We start from the raw sequence: 16,183 nt of genomic DNA on the forward strand, positions 1-16,183 counted from the left end.
ACTTGTTGAGGGATTCGTGAAAGCGTTCACATTCACAAGCAACGTGCATGTAATACCAAGGAGAGGTAGCAGCCATGGACTGGCGTCACAACGCCGTTTGCCGCGAGGAAGACCCCGAGCTCTTCTTCCCCATCGGCAACACCGGTCCTGCGCTGCTGCAGATCGAGGAAGCCAAGGCCGTCTGTCGTCGCTGCCCCGTTATGGAGCAGTGCCTGCAGTGGGCGCTCGAGTCCGGCCAGGACTCCGGCGTCTGGGGTGGTCTCAGCGAGGACGAGCGCCGTGCCATGAAGCGTCGCGCCGCCCGCAACCGGGCCCGTCAGGCCTCCGCCTGACAACCCGCCCCACAAGCCTGAGCTTGGCGGCGCGTACAGCGAGTACGCATCTCCCGCCCCCGAGCCGCAGCGCGCAGTACCCCCGATGCGCATCACAATGAGCATGAATGAGCCCCGGACCACCACCAAGTGGCCGGGGCTCATTGCTGTTTGCGGTCGCATGGTCACGCGTTCGCCGAGTGGGCCGACCGGCGCTCGCGAGGGGCCGCCCCAACCGCGGTGACTACGCTCCGTGTTCGGGCGATGGTGGAGTAATTGTGCGGGTTACTTGTGGGCCCGCACCGGAATGTCCAGGACGACCTGCGTACCGCGCTCCGGGGCCGGGACCATGTCGAAGGTGCCGCCCAACTCGCCTTCCACCAGGGTCCGTACGATCTGCAGGCCCAGGTTGCCCGAGCGGTGCGGGTCGAAGCCCGCGGGCAGGCCCACCCCGTTGTCCTGGACGGTGACCAGCAGGCGGGACTCCTTGGTGGAGTCGCCGCGGACCGCGGACACCTCGACCGTGCCCCGGTCGCCCTCGCGGAAGCCGTGCTCCAGCGCGTTCTGGAGGATTTCGGTCAGGACCATGGAGAGCGGGGTCGCGACCTCCGCGTCGAGTATGCCGAAGCGGCCCGTGCGCCGGCCCGTGACCTTGCCCGGCGAGATCTCGGCGACCATGGCGAGCACCCGGTCGGCGATCTCGTCGAACTCCACGCGCTCGTCCAGGTTCTGGGACAGCGTCTCGTGCACGATCGCGATCGAGCCGACCCGGCGCACGGCCTCTTCGAGGGCCTCGCGGCCGCTCTCCGAGTCGATGCGGCGGGCCTGGAGGCGCAGCAGGGCCGCGACCGTCTGGAGGTTGTTCTTCACCCGGTGGTGGATCTCCCGGATGGTCGCGTCCTTGGTGATCAACTCTCTTTCACGGCGCCGCAGTTCGGTGACATCGCGCAGGAGTACGAGCGAACCGACGCGGGTTCCCTTGGGTTTGAGCGGGATGGCGCGCAGCTGGATGACGCCGTCGTTGCTCTCGATCTCGAACTCGCGGGGTGCCCAGCCGCTGGCGACCTTGGCCAGCGCCTCGTCCACCGGGCCCCTGGACGGGGCGAGTTCGGCGGTGGTCTTGCCGAGGTGGTGGCCGACCAGGTCGGCGGCGAGGCCCAGGCGGTGGTACGCCGACAGCGCGTTCGGCGACGCGTACTGGACGACGCCGTCCGCGTCCAGCCGGATTAGGCCGTCGCCCACCCGCGGCGAGGCGTCCATGTCCACCTGCTGGTCGGGGAACGGGAAGGAGCCCGCCGCGATCATCTGGGCGAGGTCGGACGCGCTCTGCAGATAGGTGAGTTCGAGCCGCGAGGGCGTGCGCACGGTGAGCAGGTTGGTGTTGCGGGCGATGACGCCCAGGACGCGTCCTTCCCTGCGTACGGGAATGGACTCGACCCGGACCGGGACCTCCTCGCGCCACTCCGGGTCGCCCTCGCGCACGATCCGGCCCTCGTCCAGGGCGATGTCCAGCATGGGCCGGCGGCCGCGCGGGACGAGGTGGCCGACCATGTCGTCCTGGTACGAGGTGGGACCCGTGTTGGGCCGCATCTGGGCGACCGAGACATAGCGGGTGCCGTCGCGCGTGGGGACCCACAGGACGAGGTCGGCGAAGGAGAGGTCGGAGAGCAGCTGCCACTCCGAGACCAGCAGATGCAGCCACTCGAGGTCGGAGGGACCGAGGGCGGTGTGCTGGCGGACGAGATCGTTCATGGAGGGCACGTGTGCGAGCGTACCTGGGAGTTCGGACATGGCCCGAAATCAGCGGCTTCCGGACCCTTGGGGCTCTGCGGGCTCCGGGCCTTCCGGCCGCTGAGACACCCGCGGGCCGCGGCGCCTGGGAGGGACCCTCGACCCTCCCGGCACCGCAGCCCGGAGCAACATCGGCCGCGGGGTGTGCGGTCCCGGTCGGCCGAAGGATGAGGAGCCGGAGCAGTCAGGGCAGAGAGCGCCGGTTCCTCGGTCCGTCTTCCTGTGCGGGGAAGACGGAGGCTTGATCGTTTCAGCTTGTTCTGGTCGTTCGGCTCGCTTGGTCCTGCCGCCGATCATTCAGTTGCATTCTCAAGCTATCTACGCATTCTGGACTAGACCACTCTCGCCTGTCCATGCGTTGGCGGATGTTTGTTGTTGTCTCTTTATCGAACAACTCACGTCCTACATCCACCACGCAGCCTAGCCCCGGTCGGTTCACGCGCGGGGCCAGATTCCCATGGCCAGTTCGGCGAGCGCCTCCAGTTCGCCCTTGGTGGCTCCGTCGCGGGCCTGCTGGGACATGCCCTGGATCATGGCTCCGGTGTGCCGGGCCAGGGCCGCCGCGTCGGTACCCGCGGGCAGCTCACCTGCGGCGACACTCGCTCTTATCCGGCTCTCGATGGTGGCGATGGTGGCGTTGCGCCGCCCGCGGAGGGACTCCTCCACCTCGGGGGTGGTGCAGTTGGTGGCCGCATGGACGACCAGGCAGCCGTGCGGCCGGCCGGGCTCGGTGTACTCGGCCGCCGCCTCGCGCAGCAACCGCTCCACCCCCGCACGGACCGTCGGCTCCTCGGCGAAGGCGCGGTCGCCGAACGAGCCGTACCTCACGCCGTACACCTGCACGACCTCGTCGAAGAGCGAGCGCTTGTCGCCGAAGGCCGCGTAGAGGCTGGGGGCGCCGATGCCCATGACCTTGGTGAGGTCGGAGACGGAGGTCGCCTCGTAGCCGTGCTCCCAGAAGGCGAGGATCGCCTTCTCCAGCGCGGTCTCGCGGTCGAAGGAGCGGGGGCGGCCGCGCCCTCGCTGCCCGGTCTCGGACTCCGGTCCGGTCTGCTGCCTGCTCACCATGGGATGGATTTTATAGCGGGTGCTAGAGAAATGTCGGTGGGTTGTTGTACGGTTTTTTCTGTAGCGACCGTTAGGGAAATCTGAAGGGGCGTCGACATGGGTGTGCTCACGGGCAGGACGGCACTCGTCACGGGTGGCAGCAGGGGCATCGGGCGGGGCATAGCCGAGCGGCTCGGGCGGGACGGCGCGCGGGTGGCCGTGCACTACGGCAGCAATGAGGCGGCGGCGAAGGAGACGGCCGCCCGGATCGAGGCGGCGGGCGGGTCGGCCTTCGTCCTGGGGGTGGAACTGGGGACGCCGGGAGACGCGGAGGCACTGTGGGAGGCGTTCGACCGGCACGCGGACGGCCTGGACATCCTGGTGAACAACGCCGGGATCGGTACGTCGCAGCCGTTCGACGAGATCGACGAGACGGAGTACGACCGGGTCTTCGCGGTGAACGTGAAGGCGCCGCACTTCATCACCAAGCTCGGCGCTTCCCGGCTGCGTGACGACGGGCGGGTCATCAACATCTCCTCGGGCCTCGCACGCAGCGCCGCGATGCCCCACCTGATGGCGTACTCGATGACGAAGGGCGCTCTGGACATCTTCACGCGTGACCTGTCGAAGGTGCTGGGCCCTCGCGGCATAACGGTGAACACGGTCGCCCCCGGGATCATCGACACCGACAACACGTCCGACTGGCTGCGATCGAGCGACGAGGCGTGGGCGGGTGCCGCGGCATATTCGGCGCTGGGCAGGGTGGGCACACCGGCGGACGTCGCCGACGTGGTGGCGTTCCTCGCCTCGGACGAGGGCCGATGGGTGACCGGGCACTGGATGGACGCGACAGGAGGCTCGCTGACGTAGCCCCGTCCCACCTCTGCCGCCTCTTGCCGGACGCTCGTATTCCGCAATGTGTCGGCCGGCCGGAAGCCTGTGTACACAGGGGATTCAACGCGACGGGGCAGTCTGACTCTGCTAGATTGGTCTATACCACATGTTCCGTTGAGTTGAGTTTCCCTTCAGAACGGCAGGCCCAGCGTGGAAGTTGTCATCGTTTCGGACGCCACAGCGGGTGGCGAGCTCATAGCCGAGGCCATGGCGGAGTTGCTCCGGCTAAAGCCCGACGCTCTGCTCGGGGTGGCCACCGGGTCGACGCCGCTGCCCATCTACGAGGCGCTGGCCGCGAAGGTCCGTTCCGGGGCCGTGGACGCCACGCGGGCGAGGGTCGCGCAGCTCGACGAGTACGTGGGGCTGCCGGCCGAGCATCCCGAGTCCTACCGGTCCGTGCTCCGACGGGAGGTCCTGGAGCCACTGGGGCTGAACGTGGACGCGTTCATGGGACCCGACGGGACCGCCGAGGACGTGCGGGGCGCGTGCGAGGCGTACGACAGGGCGCTGGCCGCGGCCGGGGGCGTGGACCTTCAGTTGCTGGGGATCGGGACCGACGGGCACATCGGGTTCAACGAGCCGTGCTCTTCGCTCGCCTCGCGTACGCGGATCAAGACGCTGACCGAGCAGACCCGCGTCGACAACGCGCGGTTCTTCGAGGGCGACATCGAGCAGGTGCCGCACCACGTGATCACCCAGGGGATCGGGACGATTCTGGAGGCACGGCATCTGGTGCTGCTCGCCACGGGTGAGGGCAAGGCGGACGCGGTGGCTGCGACGGTCGAGGGGCCCGTCGCCGCGGTGTGCCCGGCCTCGGCGCTTCAACTGCACCCGCACGCCACGGTCGTCGTGGACGAGGCGGCCGCCTCCAAGCTGAAGCTCGCGGACTACTTCCGGCACACGTACGCCAACAAGCCGGCGTGGCAGGGGATTTAAGGGCCGGGGGTTCGAGGGGCTCAAGGAATTCAGGGGGAACGCGTTGTAGTCGGAGGTGGGCCGGGCGCTCCGGCCCGGACATCTGGGCCAGGCGTTCCAGGCGAGGCGCTCCAAGCGGGCGCTCCAAGCCGTACGCAGATGCCGGGTCCCCCCGTGATGGACCCGGCATCTGCGTCTCGGTGAGCGCGCGGCTCGCCTCCGCGGGCGTGGGCGCGGCTCATAGGCTCGCGTTCCGGTCACGTCCCGGCGATGACCTCCGCCGCCGCCAGGCCGCAGACGCGGGCCGCGCCGTGCGTGGCGATGTGCAGGGCGCCCCGGGGCGGGGACTGCGGCACGCCCATCTCGACCACGACCGTGTCGGGGCGGGCGGCGAGCAGGGTGTCGAGCGCCTCGGCCATCCAGGCGTGGCGGTGGATGTCTCGGACGACGGCGACGACACGCCGGGGGCCCGCGGCCGTGAGCGCCTCGGCGCCCGCCCGCTCCCCCGCGAAGCTCCCGGTCTCCGTGCCCGGCAGCATGCGTCGCAGTTCGGCGGCGACCCCCCACGGGGTCTCGTCACCGACGGCGATGTTGGCGACGGGGGTGAAGGCGGCGACGTACGGCGCCTCGGTGACCGGCACGAAGCGCTCCGCGCGAGTGACGGTCAGGGCGCGTCGGGCCGCGACCAGACCGACGTCGGCACCGGCCGCTGCGCGCGAGCGTCCGACCGAGCTCCCGACCGACTCCGCCTCCCACCCCGGCCCCGGCCCCGGCCCCGGCCCCGGAGGCGAAACCGCGCCCGCGCCCGAGGCGTCGTCCACCGCAGGCCGCCCGGGCCTTGTCGAAGCCGTCCAGGAGGCGAGTGCCCGTACTCGGGTTGCCGCGTCCGCCAGGCGTTGCTCCGGGAGGTCGCCCGAGCGGACCGCTGCCACCAGTGCGTCGCGGAGCCGGAGGATCGTGGCGTCGTCGGCGAGTCCCCCGCCCACACAGATGGCGTCGGCGCCGGCGGCGATCGCGAGGACGCTGCCTCGCTCGATGCCGTAGGTACCCGCGATGGCCTGCATCTCCATGCCGTCGGTGACGATCAGGCCGTCGTAGCCCAGTTCCTCGCGGAGCAGCTCGGTGAGGATGCGCGGTGAGAGGGTCGCGGGGCGGTCCGGGTCGAGGGCCGGGACCAGGATGTGCGCGCTCATGACGGCGCGGGTGCCGGCCTCGATGGCCGCCCGGAACGGGGCCAGTTCGCGGGCCTGAAGGACCGAGAGGTCCGCGTCGATGCGTGGGAGGGAGTGGTGGGAGTCGACCGCCGTGTCGCCGTGGCCCGGGAAGTGCTTGGTGCAGGCGGCGACCCCGGCGGACTGAAGGCCTGAGACGTACGCGGCCGTGTGCCGGGCGACCAGTGAGGTGTCGGCGCCGAAGGACCGTACGCCGATGACGGGGTTGTCGGGGTCGGAGTTGATGTCAGCGGACGGGGCCCAGTTGAGGTTCACGCCGCAGACGGCCAGTCGGCGGCCCAGTTCACGAGCCACCGCCTCGGTCAGCGCGACGTCGTCCACCGCGCCCAGCGCGTGGTTGCCGGGGAAGGAGGATCCCGTACGCACCTCCAGGCGCGTCACGTCACCGCCCTCCTCGTCGATGGCGACCAGTACGTCGTCGCGCTCGGCGCGCAACTGAGCGGTCAGGGCATTCAGTTGGGCGGGTGAGGCGATGTTGCGGCCGAACAGGCCGACGGAGGCGAGGCCCTCGCCCAGCCGCCGCAGCAGCCAGGAGGGAGCCGAGGTCCCGGTGAAGCCGGGCTGCAGGACGGCGAGCGCGTCACGGGTCAGCGTGTCCGTACCGGAAGTGCCGGAGGCAATGGTGGTCATCGGGGGGCGTTATCCCTTCACCGCGCCGGAGGTGAGTCCGCTGACGGCCTTGCGCTGGAGGAAGACGAAGAGGACCAGGATCGGAATGGCGAAGAGCGAGGCAGCCGCCATCGTGGCGCCCCAGTCGTCGCCGAACGTCGTCTGGAAGCCGGAGAGCCACAGCGGGAGCGTCTGGTGCTCGATGTCCTTGTTGAGGATCAGGACCAGCGGGAACTCGTTCCACGCCGTGATGAAGCCGAAGAGCGAGGTCGCCATCAACCCCGGTGCGAGCAGCGGGAAGATGACCTTCACGAAGGCCTGCGTACGCGTGCAGCCGTCCACCATCGCCGACTCCTCCAGTTCCTTCGGCACGGCGGCCACATACCCGCGCAGCGTCAGGATCGTGAAGGGCAGCACCATGATCATGTAGAAGGCGGTGAGCGGGACGAGGCTGTTGAGCAGGTCGGCGTCCCGCACGATCATGTAGATCGCGATGACCATGACCTCCCAGGGGGCCATCTGCGCGATCATGAAGGTCAGGATGAAGCCGCGCCGCCCCTTGAACCGCATCCGGGCCAGCGCGAAGGACGCGAGCAGCGCGATGACGAGGGAGAAGACCACCGAAAGGACGGTCACCGTCAGTGAGTTGCCGACGAGCGTCCAGAAGTGGTCGGCGCCGACGGCCCGTTGGAAGTGGTCGAAGGTGATGTCCGTCGGCAGGAAGACCGGGTCGTCGGCGATGATGTCGCCGGTCGGCTTCAGCGAGGTCGCGAACATCCAGTAGACGGGGAACGCGAAGACGACGAAGAGGACGACCGCCGTCACGTTGGGCCACAGCCGGGCCGTCAGGGAGCGCTTCACAGCTCGTCCTCCTCTTGCTTGAGAACCGTACGCAGGTAGTAGAACGTCAGGCCGAGCAGGATGAGGATCGTCAGGAACGAGATGGCCGCGCCCATTCCGTAGTGCTGGTTGCCGGGGCCCTCGACGAACGCGTAGATCGGCAGGGTCTCGGTGAGCCGGTCGGGGCCGCCGGCGTTCATCGCGAAGATCTGCGGGAACGCCTTGAAGACCCAGATGACCTCCAGGAAGGTCGTCGCCCACAGGAACGGCCGCAGGAACGGGAAGGTCACGGAGGTGAAGCTCTTCCAGGTACCGGCCCCGTCGATCGAGGCGGCCTCGTACAGCTCTTTCGGGATGGTGGTCGTGGCGGCGTACAGGTTGATCGCCACGAACGGGATGGACTGCCAGACGATCAGCAGGATGATCACGGAGAAGGTGGAGAACTGGGTGCCGAACCAGTTGTAGTCGGCCATCGACGACCAACCGGCCTTGGCGAGCAGCCAGTTGACGACGCCGAAGCGCTGGGCGAACAGCCACTGGTAGACGGTCGTCGCGGCGATCACCGGCATGGCCCAGGCGAGTACGAGGCCGAGCAGCAGGAGCAGCCGCATGCGCTTGCCGAGCCGGGCAAGGAGCAGGCCGACGAGGGTGCCGAGCACCATGATGAGGACGACGTTGACGGCGGTGAAGACGACCGTCCGCTGGACGACCTTCCAGAAGTCCGAACTGCTCAGGACCTCCTGGTAGTTGTCGAACCCGTTCCACTCGGTGAGGTGCAGGATCAGCTGGCGCGGGTTGAGGTTCTGGAACGACAGCACGCCGTTCTTGACCAGCGGCCAGCCGAGCAGCACGAGGGTGGCCAGCAGGGCGGGGAGCAGAAGGAGGTACGGGGCTGAGGCGCCGCCGGGTTTCTTCGTGCGCCCGTCGCCCGGTGTGGGCGGGTCGTCGGTCTTACGGACACCGGGCGCCGCGGCCCCTTCCGGGCCCCTGTCCGCGCGTTCGGTCTGCACTGACATGCTCGATGCTCGCCATCTCTCCGGATCGCACTGGCACTTGCAATCGCACTTGCAGGTGCGCTCCGGGGAGACGGTGGCCCGTCTCCCCGGAGCGAGGGGATCAACTGCTCTGCGCGAGCCGCTTGTTGATCTCGGCCTCGACCTGCTTGGCGGCCTCGGCGGGCGACTTGCCCTTCAGAACCGCGGTCATGTACGTCTTGATCGGGTTCGGGGTGTTCTCCACGGCTGCCCACTCGGGGATCAGCGGCGTGGTGCCGCCCTGCGCGGCGGCCGGGGCGGCGGCCTCGGCGACGACGTTGCCGGCCAGCACGGAGTTGAGCGACTCCTTGTTCGGGATGACGCCGTTCTCCTTGGCGAGCGCGCCCTCGAACTTGTCGTTCAGGGCCATCTTCAGGAACTCCTTGGCGAGTTCCTGCTTCTTGCTGCCGGCGGCCACCGCGAGGTTGGAGCCGCCGAGGAAGACACCCTCGGGCTTGTCGGCGGTCTCACCGGGGATGGTGAAGTAGCCGATGTCCTTCTCGATCTTCTTGTTGGCGGCGATCGCCGTGCCGGCCTCCCAGCCCATGCCGACGATGGCGCCGACGTTGCCCTTGGCGAAGACCTCGGCCTGCTGCGGGGTCGCCTCGTCCTTGTCCTTGGGGGCCTCGGAGTACGACTGGTACTTCTTGTAGATCTCCATGGCCGCGCCCACCTTGGGGTCGGAGAGGTTGGAGACGTACTTGTCCCCCTCCTTCTTCACCAGGTCGGCGCCCTGTCCGATGGTCAGGCCGTCGAAGAAGTACCAGTTCTGGCCGGGCAGGTAGATCGGCTCCGCCTTGGTCTTCTCGTCGATGGTCTCCAGGGCATCGAAGAACTCGGCGCGGGTCTTCGGGGTGCCCTTGAGGCCGGCGTCGGCCCAGACCTTCTTGTTGTAGATGACGACGCGGTTGGCGAAGTACCAGGGCGCCGCGTACTGCTTGCCCTCGTACACCGCGGACTCGTTGAGGTTCTCGGACCAGTCGGCGCCGATGGTGGTCTTGAGGTCGCTCAGGTCGGCGAGGCCGCCGGTGGCCGCGTACGCGGGGGTCTGGGTGTTGCCGACCTCGATGACGTCCGGCGGGGTCGACTCGGAGAGGGCGGTGGTGATCTTCTGCTGGATGCCTTCCCACTTCTGGGTCTCGAACTTCAGCGTGGCGCCGGTCTTCTTCTCGAAGGCGGCGGTCAGGTCCTTGGTCCAGCCGGGAGGCGTCGAGCCGTCCATGGCCCAGACGGTCAGGGTCTCGCCCTTGAAACCGTCGGCCCCCGTCTTCTCGCCACTGCCACCGTCGTCGCCGCCACAGGCCGCGACCGACATCAACATGCCCGCGACGCCGACGGCCGCGATGAGCTTGCGCTTCATGTCCACCCCTCCTCGCCTGGCCCTCAGTGGTGTAGACCAGTAGGCGGAGCTTGGCCTAGACCTAGAGGGGTGTCAAGGGTGAGCAGACCCGTCCAGAAGTCCGTTATGGGAACTACATATGCAAGAACCTTTAAGCAGGAAGGTGGCAAAAAGACCAGGTGCGGCCCGTCGACCCCGGGTGGACCACTTCGACGCGGTGGACTAGACCAAAACGGGCCCCGCGGGTATACAGAGGGGATCACGGAGCGTGCGGGAGGACACTCGCACCGCAAGCCGTGCCACGATGTGAGCCGTGGCCGACGCGCACGTCGGCCGCTTCGGCATCCGGAGCCGGGAAGGCAGAGCATGAGCACCGACGTCAGCAGTGCGGAGAACGAGGGTGGGGCCCCCATCCGTACCGCGCGCGTGCCCAAGTACTACCGCCTCAAGAAGCACCTGCTCGACATGACGGAGACGCTGCCGCCAGGCACTTCGGTACCCCCCGAGCGCACCCTCGCCGCCGAGTTCGACACCTCGCGCACGACCGTGCGTCAGGCCCTCCAGGAGCTGGTCGTCGAGGGCCGCCTGGAGCGCATCCAGGGCAAGGGCACGTTCGTCGCCAAGCCGAAGGTGTCGCAGGCGCTCCAACTCACCTCGTACACCGAGGACATGAGGGCGCAGGGTCTCGAACCCACCTCGCAGCTCCTGGACATCGGCTACATCACCGCCGACGACACGCTTGCCGAGCTGCTCGACATCACCACGGGTGGGCGCGTGCTGCGGATCGAGCGGCTTCGGCTCGCGAGCGGGGAGCCGATGGCGATCGAGACGACGCATCTGTCCGCGAAGCGGTTTCCCGCGCTTCGGCGCAGCCTCGTCAAGTACACGTCTCTGTACACCGCGTTGGCCGAGGTGTACGACGTTCATCTCGCCGAGGCCGAGGAGACGATCGAGACGTCGTTGGCGACTCCTCGGGAGGCGGGGTTGCTCGGTACGGATGTGGGGTTGCCGATGTTGATGTTGTCCCGGCATTCGTTGGACAAGGGTGGGTTGCCGGTGGAGTGGGTGCGGTCGGTGTATCGGGGGGACCGGTACAAGTTCGTTGCGCGGTTGAAGAGGCCCACTGAATAGGGCTGAGAGGTCGGTGGGCGGCTGCGGGTGCGTCGTGGCTTGTCGCGCAGTTCCCCGCGCCCCTTAAAAGCAAGGGGCTACCGCCCCCCCCAAGACGAAAGATCAGGGGCGCAGCCCCGTCTTTCAGGGGCGCGGGGAACTGCGCGATCAGCCACGACGCGCTCGCACGATGCCCACCGGCCCAAGCGCCCCCCAGGGCAAGGGAGTTCGCGGAGCGCACACCGACTGGTGCACGTGGTGTAGCGCTGGTCCTCTTCCTGTTCTACGGTCCTCCCGTCACCCATGGACGGGAGGACGACCTGTGCGCACCGACGCCCCTCAGACGGCATCCCCGCAAGGCCCTCGTAAGGCAAGTCCACGAACCATCGTCATCTGGACCCTTGTCGCGCTGGTGAGCGCCGCCGGCTGGTCCGTACTGGCGCTCTCCCGGGGCGAGGAGGTCTCGGCCGCCTGGATGGTGGCGGCCGCCCTCGGCTCGTACGCCATCGCCTATCGCTTCTACTCGAAGTTCATCGCGTACAAGGTGCTCAAGGTCGACAAGACCCGGGCCACTCCCGCCGAGCGGCTCAACAACGGCATCGACTTCCACCCCACCGACCGGCGGGTGCTGCTCGGTCACCACTTCGCGGCGATCGCGGGCGCGGGCCCGCTGGTGGGGCCGGTACTGGCCGCACAGATGGGGTACCTGCCCGGCACCATCTGGATCATTGTCGGCGTGATCTTCGCGGGGGCGGTCCAGGACATGGTCGTCCTGTTCTTCTCCACCCGGCGGGACGGGCGGTCGCTCGGGCAGATGGCGCGCGAGGAGATCGGGCCGTTCGGCGGCGCGGCCGCCCTGCTCGCCGCGTTCGCCATCATGATCATCCTGCTCGGGGTGCTCGCGCTGGTCATCGTCAACGCGCTCGCGGAGTCTCCGTGGGGCACCTTCTCCATCGCGATGACGGTCCCGATCGCCCTGCTGATGGGCTTCTACCTGCGGGTGCTGCGGCCCGGACGGGTCACCGAGGTCTCGTTGATCGGCGTGGCGCTGCTGCTGTTCGCGCTGGTCGCCGGGCGCTGGGTCGCCGAGTCGTCGTGGGCCGACACGTTCACTCTCGCGCCCTCGACGCTGGTCATCTGGCTGGTGGCGTACGGCTTCATCGCGTCGATCCTGCCCGTGTGGATGCTGCTCGCGCCCCGCGACTACCTCTCCACGTTCATGAAGATCGGCACCATCGGGCTGCTGGCGATCGGTGTCGTCGTCACGCTGCCGACGCTGAAGATGGACCCGGTCACCGACTTCGCCGGGCGCGGCGACGGGCCGGTCTTCGCGGGCTCGCTCTTCCCGTTCGTCTTCATCACCATCGCGTGCGGGGCCCTGTCCGGCTTCCACTCGCTGATCTCCTCGGGCACTACGCCGAAGATGATCCAGAAGGAGACGCAGGTCCGGATGATCGGCTACGGCTCCATGCTCATGGAGTCGTCCGTGGCGGTCATGGCGCTGATCGCGGCGTCCGTCATCGACCCGGGCCTGTACTTCGCGATGAACGCGCCGGCCGGTGTCATCGGGGACACGGTCCAGAACGCCTCGCAGGTGGTGGGGAGTTGGGGCTACCAGATCACCCCGAAGGAACTGGCGGACGCGGCGAAGAACGTCGAGGAGGCGTCCCTGCTGTCGCGGACCGGCGGCGCGCCCACGCTCGCGATCGGCGTGTCGGAGATCTTCTCCAAGGTGACCGGGGACAGTCTGCGGGCGTTCTGGTACCACTTCGCGATCATGTTTGAGGCGCTGTTCATCCTGACCGCGCTCGACGCGGGAACCCGGGTCGGCCGCTTCATGCTCCAGGACACCCTGGGCAATCTCTACAAACCCTTCAAGAACGTGAGCTGGAAGCCGGGTCTGGTCATCACGAGCGGGATCGTGTGCGGCCTGTGGGGGTACTTCCTCTGGGTGGGCGTCCACGAACCGCTCGGCGGAATCAACCAGCTGTTCCCGATCTTCGGCATCTCCAACCAGTTGCTCGCGGCCGTCGCCCTGGCCGTCTGCACCACGCTGCTCGTGAAGTCCGGACGCCTCAAGTGGGCCTGGATCACCGGGATTCCGCTCCTCTGGGACGCCACGGTGACGCTGACGGCGAGCTGGCAGAAGGTGTTCTCCAGCGACCCGCGCGTCGGCTTCTTCAAGCAGCGCTCGGTCTACCAGGACGGTATCGACCGGGGCGAGGTCATCGCGCCCGCCAAGAGCATGGACGACATGCACACCATCGTCACCAACTCCACGGTTGACGGCGTCCTTTCGGCGGTCCTGGCCGTCCTCATCGTCGTCGTGATCGTGGACGCGGCAAGGGTGTGCGTCCGGCATGTACGCCGTCCCGCGCTCTCCACGCTCAGCGAGGCGCCGTACGTCGAGTCGAAGATCGTCGCTCCGGCCGGGCTGATCCCGACCAAGGAGGAGAAGGAGGAGGAGCGCGATGCGATCGGCGCTGCACCGGGCAGTTAGGGGCGTGCGCTGGTACGTACGGGAACTCACCGACGAATCGGCGTACGACCGCTATGTCGCGCATGCCCGCAAGGACCACCCGGACGCGTCCGTGCCGTCGCGCCGCGAGTTCGAGCGGATGCGTACGGACCGCCAGGAGGAGGACCCCCGGCAGGGCTTCCGTTGCTGTTGAACGGCCCGGACACCGCTGAGCGAAAGATCGACTCCGCTATGCGGATAGGGGTTCCATAAAGCGGAACTGTCCCTTAGATTTCCTGCGCGTTGCGCAGGTGATCAGTGAGGTCAACGAGGGGACGGAGCCGCGTTATGTCAGAAGTACCGGACGCGCCAAGTGCGCCAGAAGTGAAACCACCGGTGGTGACGCCCCCGGTGGTGACACCGGTCCGCGTGGTGATCGCCCTCTGTCTGATCGCGCCGTTCGTGGCGATGCTCTGGGTGGGGTCGTACGCGAAGGTCGACCCGGCCTTCATCGGCATCCCGTTCTTCTACTGGTACCAGATGCTCTGGGTGTTCATCTCGACCGCGCTCACGATGATCGCGTACAAACTGTGGAACCGTGACCAGCGCGCCCGCAAGGCACAGAACGGGGGCGCGTCCGCATGAAGGACGGCGTGAACGGCGTGGCACTCGCCGTCTTCATCTTCTTCTTCCTGGCCGTCACGATCCTGGGCTTCCTGGCCTCGCGCTGGCGCCGGGCCGCGAACGAGGACAGCCTCGACGAATGGGGCCTGGGCGGACGGTCGTTCGGCACCTGGGTCACCTGGTTCCTGCTCGGCGGCGACCTCTACACGGCTTACACCTTCGTGGCGGTCCCGGCGGCGATCTACGCGGCGGGCGCGGCGGGCTTCTTCGCCGTTCCGTACACGATCCTCGTGTACCCGCTGATCTTCACCTTCCTCCCCCGCCTCTGGTCGGTGTCGCACAAGCACGGGTACGTGACGACCTCGGACTTCGTGCGCGGCCGCTTCGGCTCGAAGGGCCTGTCGCTGGCCGTCGCGGTGACCGGCATCCTCGCCACGATGCCGTACATCGCGCTCCAACTGGTCGGCATCCAGGCCGTCCTTGACGTGATGGGCCTGGGCGGCGGCGAGGACACCAACTGGTTCGTCAAGGACCTGCCGCTGCTCATCGCCTTCGGTGTGCTGGCCGCGTACACGTACTCGTCGGGTCTGCGCGCGCCGGCTCTGATCGCGTTCGTGAAAGACACGCTGATCTACATCGTCATCGCCGTCGCCATCATCTATATCCCGATCAAGCTGGGCGGCTTCGACGTGATCTTCGCCAAGGCGGGCGAGGCGTTCGCCGAGCCCAACCCGGCGACCGGCGCGCCGCGTGGAGCGCTGGCCCCTGGTGAGGCGGGCCAGTGGACGTACGCGACCCTGGCCCTCGGCTCGGCGCTCGCCCTGTTCATGTACCCGCACTCGATCACGGCGACGCTGTCCAGCCGCAGCCGTGAGGTGATCCGCCGCAACACGACCATCCTGCCGCTGTACTCGCTGATGCTGGGCCTGCTCGCGCTGCTCGGCTTCATGGCGATCGCGGCCGGAATCAAGGTCCAGAACGGCCAGTTGGCGATCCCGCAGCTCTTCGAGACCATGTTCCCTGACTGGTTCGCGGGGGTGGCCTTCGCGGCGATCGGCATCGGTGCGCTGGTCCCGGCGGCGATCATGTCGATCGCGGCGGCGAACCTCTTCACCCGCAACATCTACAAGGACTTCATCAAGCCCGACGCGACGCCCGCCCAGGAGACCAAGGTCTCCAAGCTGGTCTCGCTCCTGGTGAAGGTGGGTGCGCTGGTCTTCGTCCTGACCATGGACAAGACGGTCGCCATCAACTTCCAGCTGCTGGGCGGCATCTGGATCCTGCAGACCTTCCCGGCGCTGGTCGGGGGCCTGTTCACCCGCTGGTTCCACCGCTGGGCGCTGCTCGCCGGGTGGGCGGTCGGCATGCTGTACGGCACGCTCGCCGCGTACGGGGTGGCTTCGCCGAGCCAGAAGCACTTCGGCGGCTCTTCGAAGGAGATCCCCGGGATCGGGGAGATCGGGTACATCGGTCTGACCGCGTTCGTGCTGAACGTGGTCGTGACGGTCGTGCTGACCTTCGTCCTGCGGGCGATGAAGGCGCCCGACGGCATCGACGAGACGTCCCCGGAGGACTACACGGCGGACGCGGGCGACAAGGGTGTGCAGGTGGAGTTGCCTCCGGCGACTGCGGGGGCGGCGCACTAGCCCCCCGGGGGGTGCGTTGTCGGGTGCGGGTGAGTGGGGGCTGGTCGCGCAGTTCCCCGCGCCCCTGGAGGGCGGGCTGCGCCCTGCCCTCCAGCCCGCCCGTCCGCCCGCGCACCCACCCGTCCACGCACCCCAGCCAGCCCGCGCACCCAACCCGCTCGCGCACCCCCAGCTCGCCCGCGCACCCAACCCGCTCGCGCACCCAGCCAGTCCGCGCACCCCAGCCCGCCCAGGCACCCCCATCCCGCCCGCACCTCCCCCAGCCCAGCCCGCGCACCTCCAGCCCGTCCGGCGTTTGAGGACGAGGCCGTTCAGGCCGATCAGCGGGGGTCT

14 protein-coding genes are annotated in these 16,183 nt (G+C 68.4%); 8 read left to right on the plus strand and 6 right to left on the minus strand.

Going from position 1 to position 16,183, the window contains the following annotated elements:
* The first annotated feature begins 74 nt into the window (after window positions 1–74).
* Entirely contained in the window at window positions 75–332 is a 258-nt protein-coding gene (locus tag AB0I18_RS12115; RefSeq protein ID WP_016639615.1) for a WhiB family transcriptional regulator, read from the plus strand.
* 264 nt (window positions 333–596) lie between these two features.
* Here AB0I18_RS12115 and AB0I18_RS12120 read toward each other — a convergent pair whose 3' ends face one another.
* Both AB0I18_RS12120 and AB0I18_RS12125 read right to left on the minus strand, forming a co-directional pair.
* Window positions 597–2,063 (minus strand): PAS domain-containing sensor histidine kinase, encoded by a 1,467-nt coding sequence (locus tag AB0I18_RS12120; protein WP_363105341.1) that lies wholly within the window; start codon window positions 2,061–2,063, stop codon window positions 597–599.
* Between the two features lie 474 nt (window positions 2,064–2,537).
* A complete protein-coding gene (locus AB0I18_RS12125) occupies window positions 2,538–3,170 on the minus strand; it encodes a TetR/AcrR family transcriptional regulator (RefSeq protein ID WP_363105321.1) in 633 nt (210 codons plus the stop codon).
* Between the two features lie 96 nt (window positions 3,171–3,266).
* Between AB0I18_RS12125 and AB0I18_RS12130 the strand changes: the two genes are divergently transcribed.
* On the plus strand, window positions 3,267–4,019 hold the full coding sequence (locus AB0I18_RS12130; protein ID WP_363105322.1) for an SDR family oxidoreductase: 753 nt from the start codon (window positions 3,267–3,269) through the stop codon (window positions 4,017–4,019).
* 174 nt (window positions 4,020–4,193) lie between these two features.
* A complete protein-coding gene (gene nagB, locus AB0I18_RS12135; RefSeq protein WP_363105323.1) occupies window positions 4,194–4,979 on the plus strand; it encodes a glucosamine-6-phosphate deaminase in 786 nt (261 codons plus the stop codon).
* 236 nt (window positions 4,980–5,215) lie between these two features.
* On the opposite strand, the gene AB0I18_RS12140 is transcribed toward nagB, so the two are convergent.
* The 4 genes from AB0I18_RS12140 to AB0I18_RS12155 form a co-directional block, all read right to left on the minus strand.
* Window positions 5,216–6,820 (minus strand): glycoside hydrolase family 3 protein, encoded by a 1,605-nt coding sequence (locus AB0I18_RS12140; protein WP_363105324.1) that lies wholly within the window; start codon window positions 6,818–6,820, stop codon window positions 5,216–5,218.
* A gap of 9 nt (window positions 6,821–6,829) precedes the next feature.
* Window positions 6,830–7,660 (minus strand): carbohydrate ABC transporter permease, encoded by an 831-nt coding sequence (locus AB0I18_RS12145; protein ID WP_363105325.1) that lies wholly within the window; start codon window positions 7,658–7,660, stop codon window positions 6,830–6,832.
* Window positions 7,657–8,655: a sugar ABC transporter permease gene (locus AB0I18_RS12150; RefSeq protein WP_363105326.1), complete on the minus strand. Its 999-nt coding sequence runs from the start codon at window positions 8,653–8,655 to the stop codon at window positions 7,657–7,659. The genes AB0I18_RS12145 and AB0I18_RS12150 overlap by 4 nt, the downstream gene beginning before the upstream one ends.
* A 100-nt stretch (window positions 8,656–8,755) precedes the next feature.
* On the minus strand, window positions 8,756–10,033 hold the full coding sequence (locus AB0I18_RS12155) for an extracellular solute-binding protein (RefSeq protein WP_363105327.1): 1,278 nt from the start codon (window positions 10,031–10,033) through the stop codon (window positions 8,756–8,758).
* Between the two features lie 345 nt (window positions 10,034–10,378).
* On the opposite strand from AB0I18_RS12155, the gene AB0I18_RS12160 reads away from it, so the two are divergent.
* From AB0I18_RS12160 to mctP, 5 genes are all read left to right on the plus strand, one after another.
* Window positions 10,379–11,143 carry a GntR family transcriptional regulator gene (locus AB0I18_RS12160; RefSeq protein ID WP_363105328.1) on the plus strand — a complete coding sequence of 255 codons (765 nt, stop codon included), beginning with the start codon at window positions 10,379–10,381 and terminating at the stop codon, window positions 11,141–11,143.
* A 391-nt stretch (window positions 11,144–11,534) separates the two neighbouring features.
* Window positions 11,535–13,622: a carbon starvation CstA family protein gene (locus tag AB0I18_RS12165; protein WP_363105329.1), complete on the plus strand. Its 2,088-nt coding sequence runs from the start codon at window positions 11,535–11,537 to the stop codon at window positions 13,620–13,622.
* Window positions 13,594–13,794, plus strand: a complete 201-nt coding sequence (locus AB0I18_RS12170; protein WP_363105330.1) for a YbdD/YjiX family protein — start codon at window positions 13,594–13,596, stop codon at window positions 13,792–13,794. Before AB0I18_RS12165 ends, AB0I18_RS12170 begins: the two co-directional genes overlap by 29 nt.
* A 134-nt stretch (window positions 13,795–13,928) precedes the next feature.
* On the plus strand, window positions 13,929–14,225 hold the full coding sequence (locus AB0I18_RS12175; protein WP_363105331.1) for a DUF3311 domain-containing protein: 297 nt from the start codon (window positions 13,929–13,931) through the stop codon (window positions 14,223–14,225).
* A complete protein-coding gene (gene mctP, locus AB0I18_RS12180) occupies window positions 14,222–15,850 on the plus strand; it encodes a monocarboxylate uptake permease MctP (protein WP_363105332.1) in 1,629 nt (542 codons plus the stop codon). The genes AB0I18_RS12175 and mctP overlap by 4 nt, the downstream gene beginning before the upstream one ends.
* Window positions 15,851–16,183: the final 333 nt, after the last annotated feature.

This window comes from Streptomyces sp. NPDC050704, from assembly GCF_040654355.1.
Lineage (GTDB): Bacteria > Actinomycetota > Actinomycetes > Streptomycetales > Streptomycetaceae > Streptomyces.

Coding starts and splice junctions, on each gene's coding strand:
- AB0I18_RS12125 (WP_363105321.1), bottom strand. CDS start 3,170: ATGGTGAGCAGGCAGCAGACCGGACCGGAGTCCGAGACCGGGCAGCGA.
- mctP (WP_363105332.1), top strand. CDS start 14,222: ATGAAGGACGGCGTGAACGGCGTGGCACTCGCCGTCTTCATCTTCTTC.
- AB0I18_RS12150 (WP_363105326.1), bottom strand. CDS start 8,655: ATGTCAGTGCAGACCGAACGCGCGGACAGGGGCCCGGAAGGGGCCGCG.
- AB0I18_RS12160 (WP_363105328.1), top strand. CDS start 10,379: ATGAGCACCGACGTCAGCAGTGCGGAGAACGAGGGTGGGGCCCCCATC.
- AB0I18_RS12130 (WP_363105322.1), top strand. CDS start 3,267: ATGGGTGTGCTCACGGGCAGGACGGCACTCGTCACGGGTGGCAGCAGG.
- AB0I18_RS12115 (WP_016639615.1), top strand. CDS start 75: ATGGACTGGCGTCACAACGCCGTTTGCCGCGAGGAAGACCCCGAGCTC.
- AB0I18_RS12140 (WP_363105324.1), bottom strand. CDS start 6,820: ATGACCACCATTGCCTCCGGCACTTCCGGTACGGACACGCTGACCCGT.
- AB0I18_RS12120 (WP_363105341.1), bottom strand. CDS start 2,063: ATGAACGATCTCGTCCGCCAGCACACCGCCCTCGGTCCCTCCGACCTC.
- AB0I18_RS12170 (WP_363105330.1), top strand. CDS start 13,594: ATGCGATCGGCGCTGCACCGGGCAGTTAGGGGCGTGCGCTGGTACGTA.
- AB0I18_RS12175 (WP_363105331.1), top strand. CDS start 13,929: ATGTCAGAAGTACCGGACGCGCCAAGTGCGCCAGAAGTGAAACCACCG.
- AB0I18_RS12155 (WP_363105327.1), bottom strand. CDS start 10,033: ATGAAGCGCAAGCTCATCGCGGCCGTCGGCGTCGCGGGCATGTTGATG.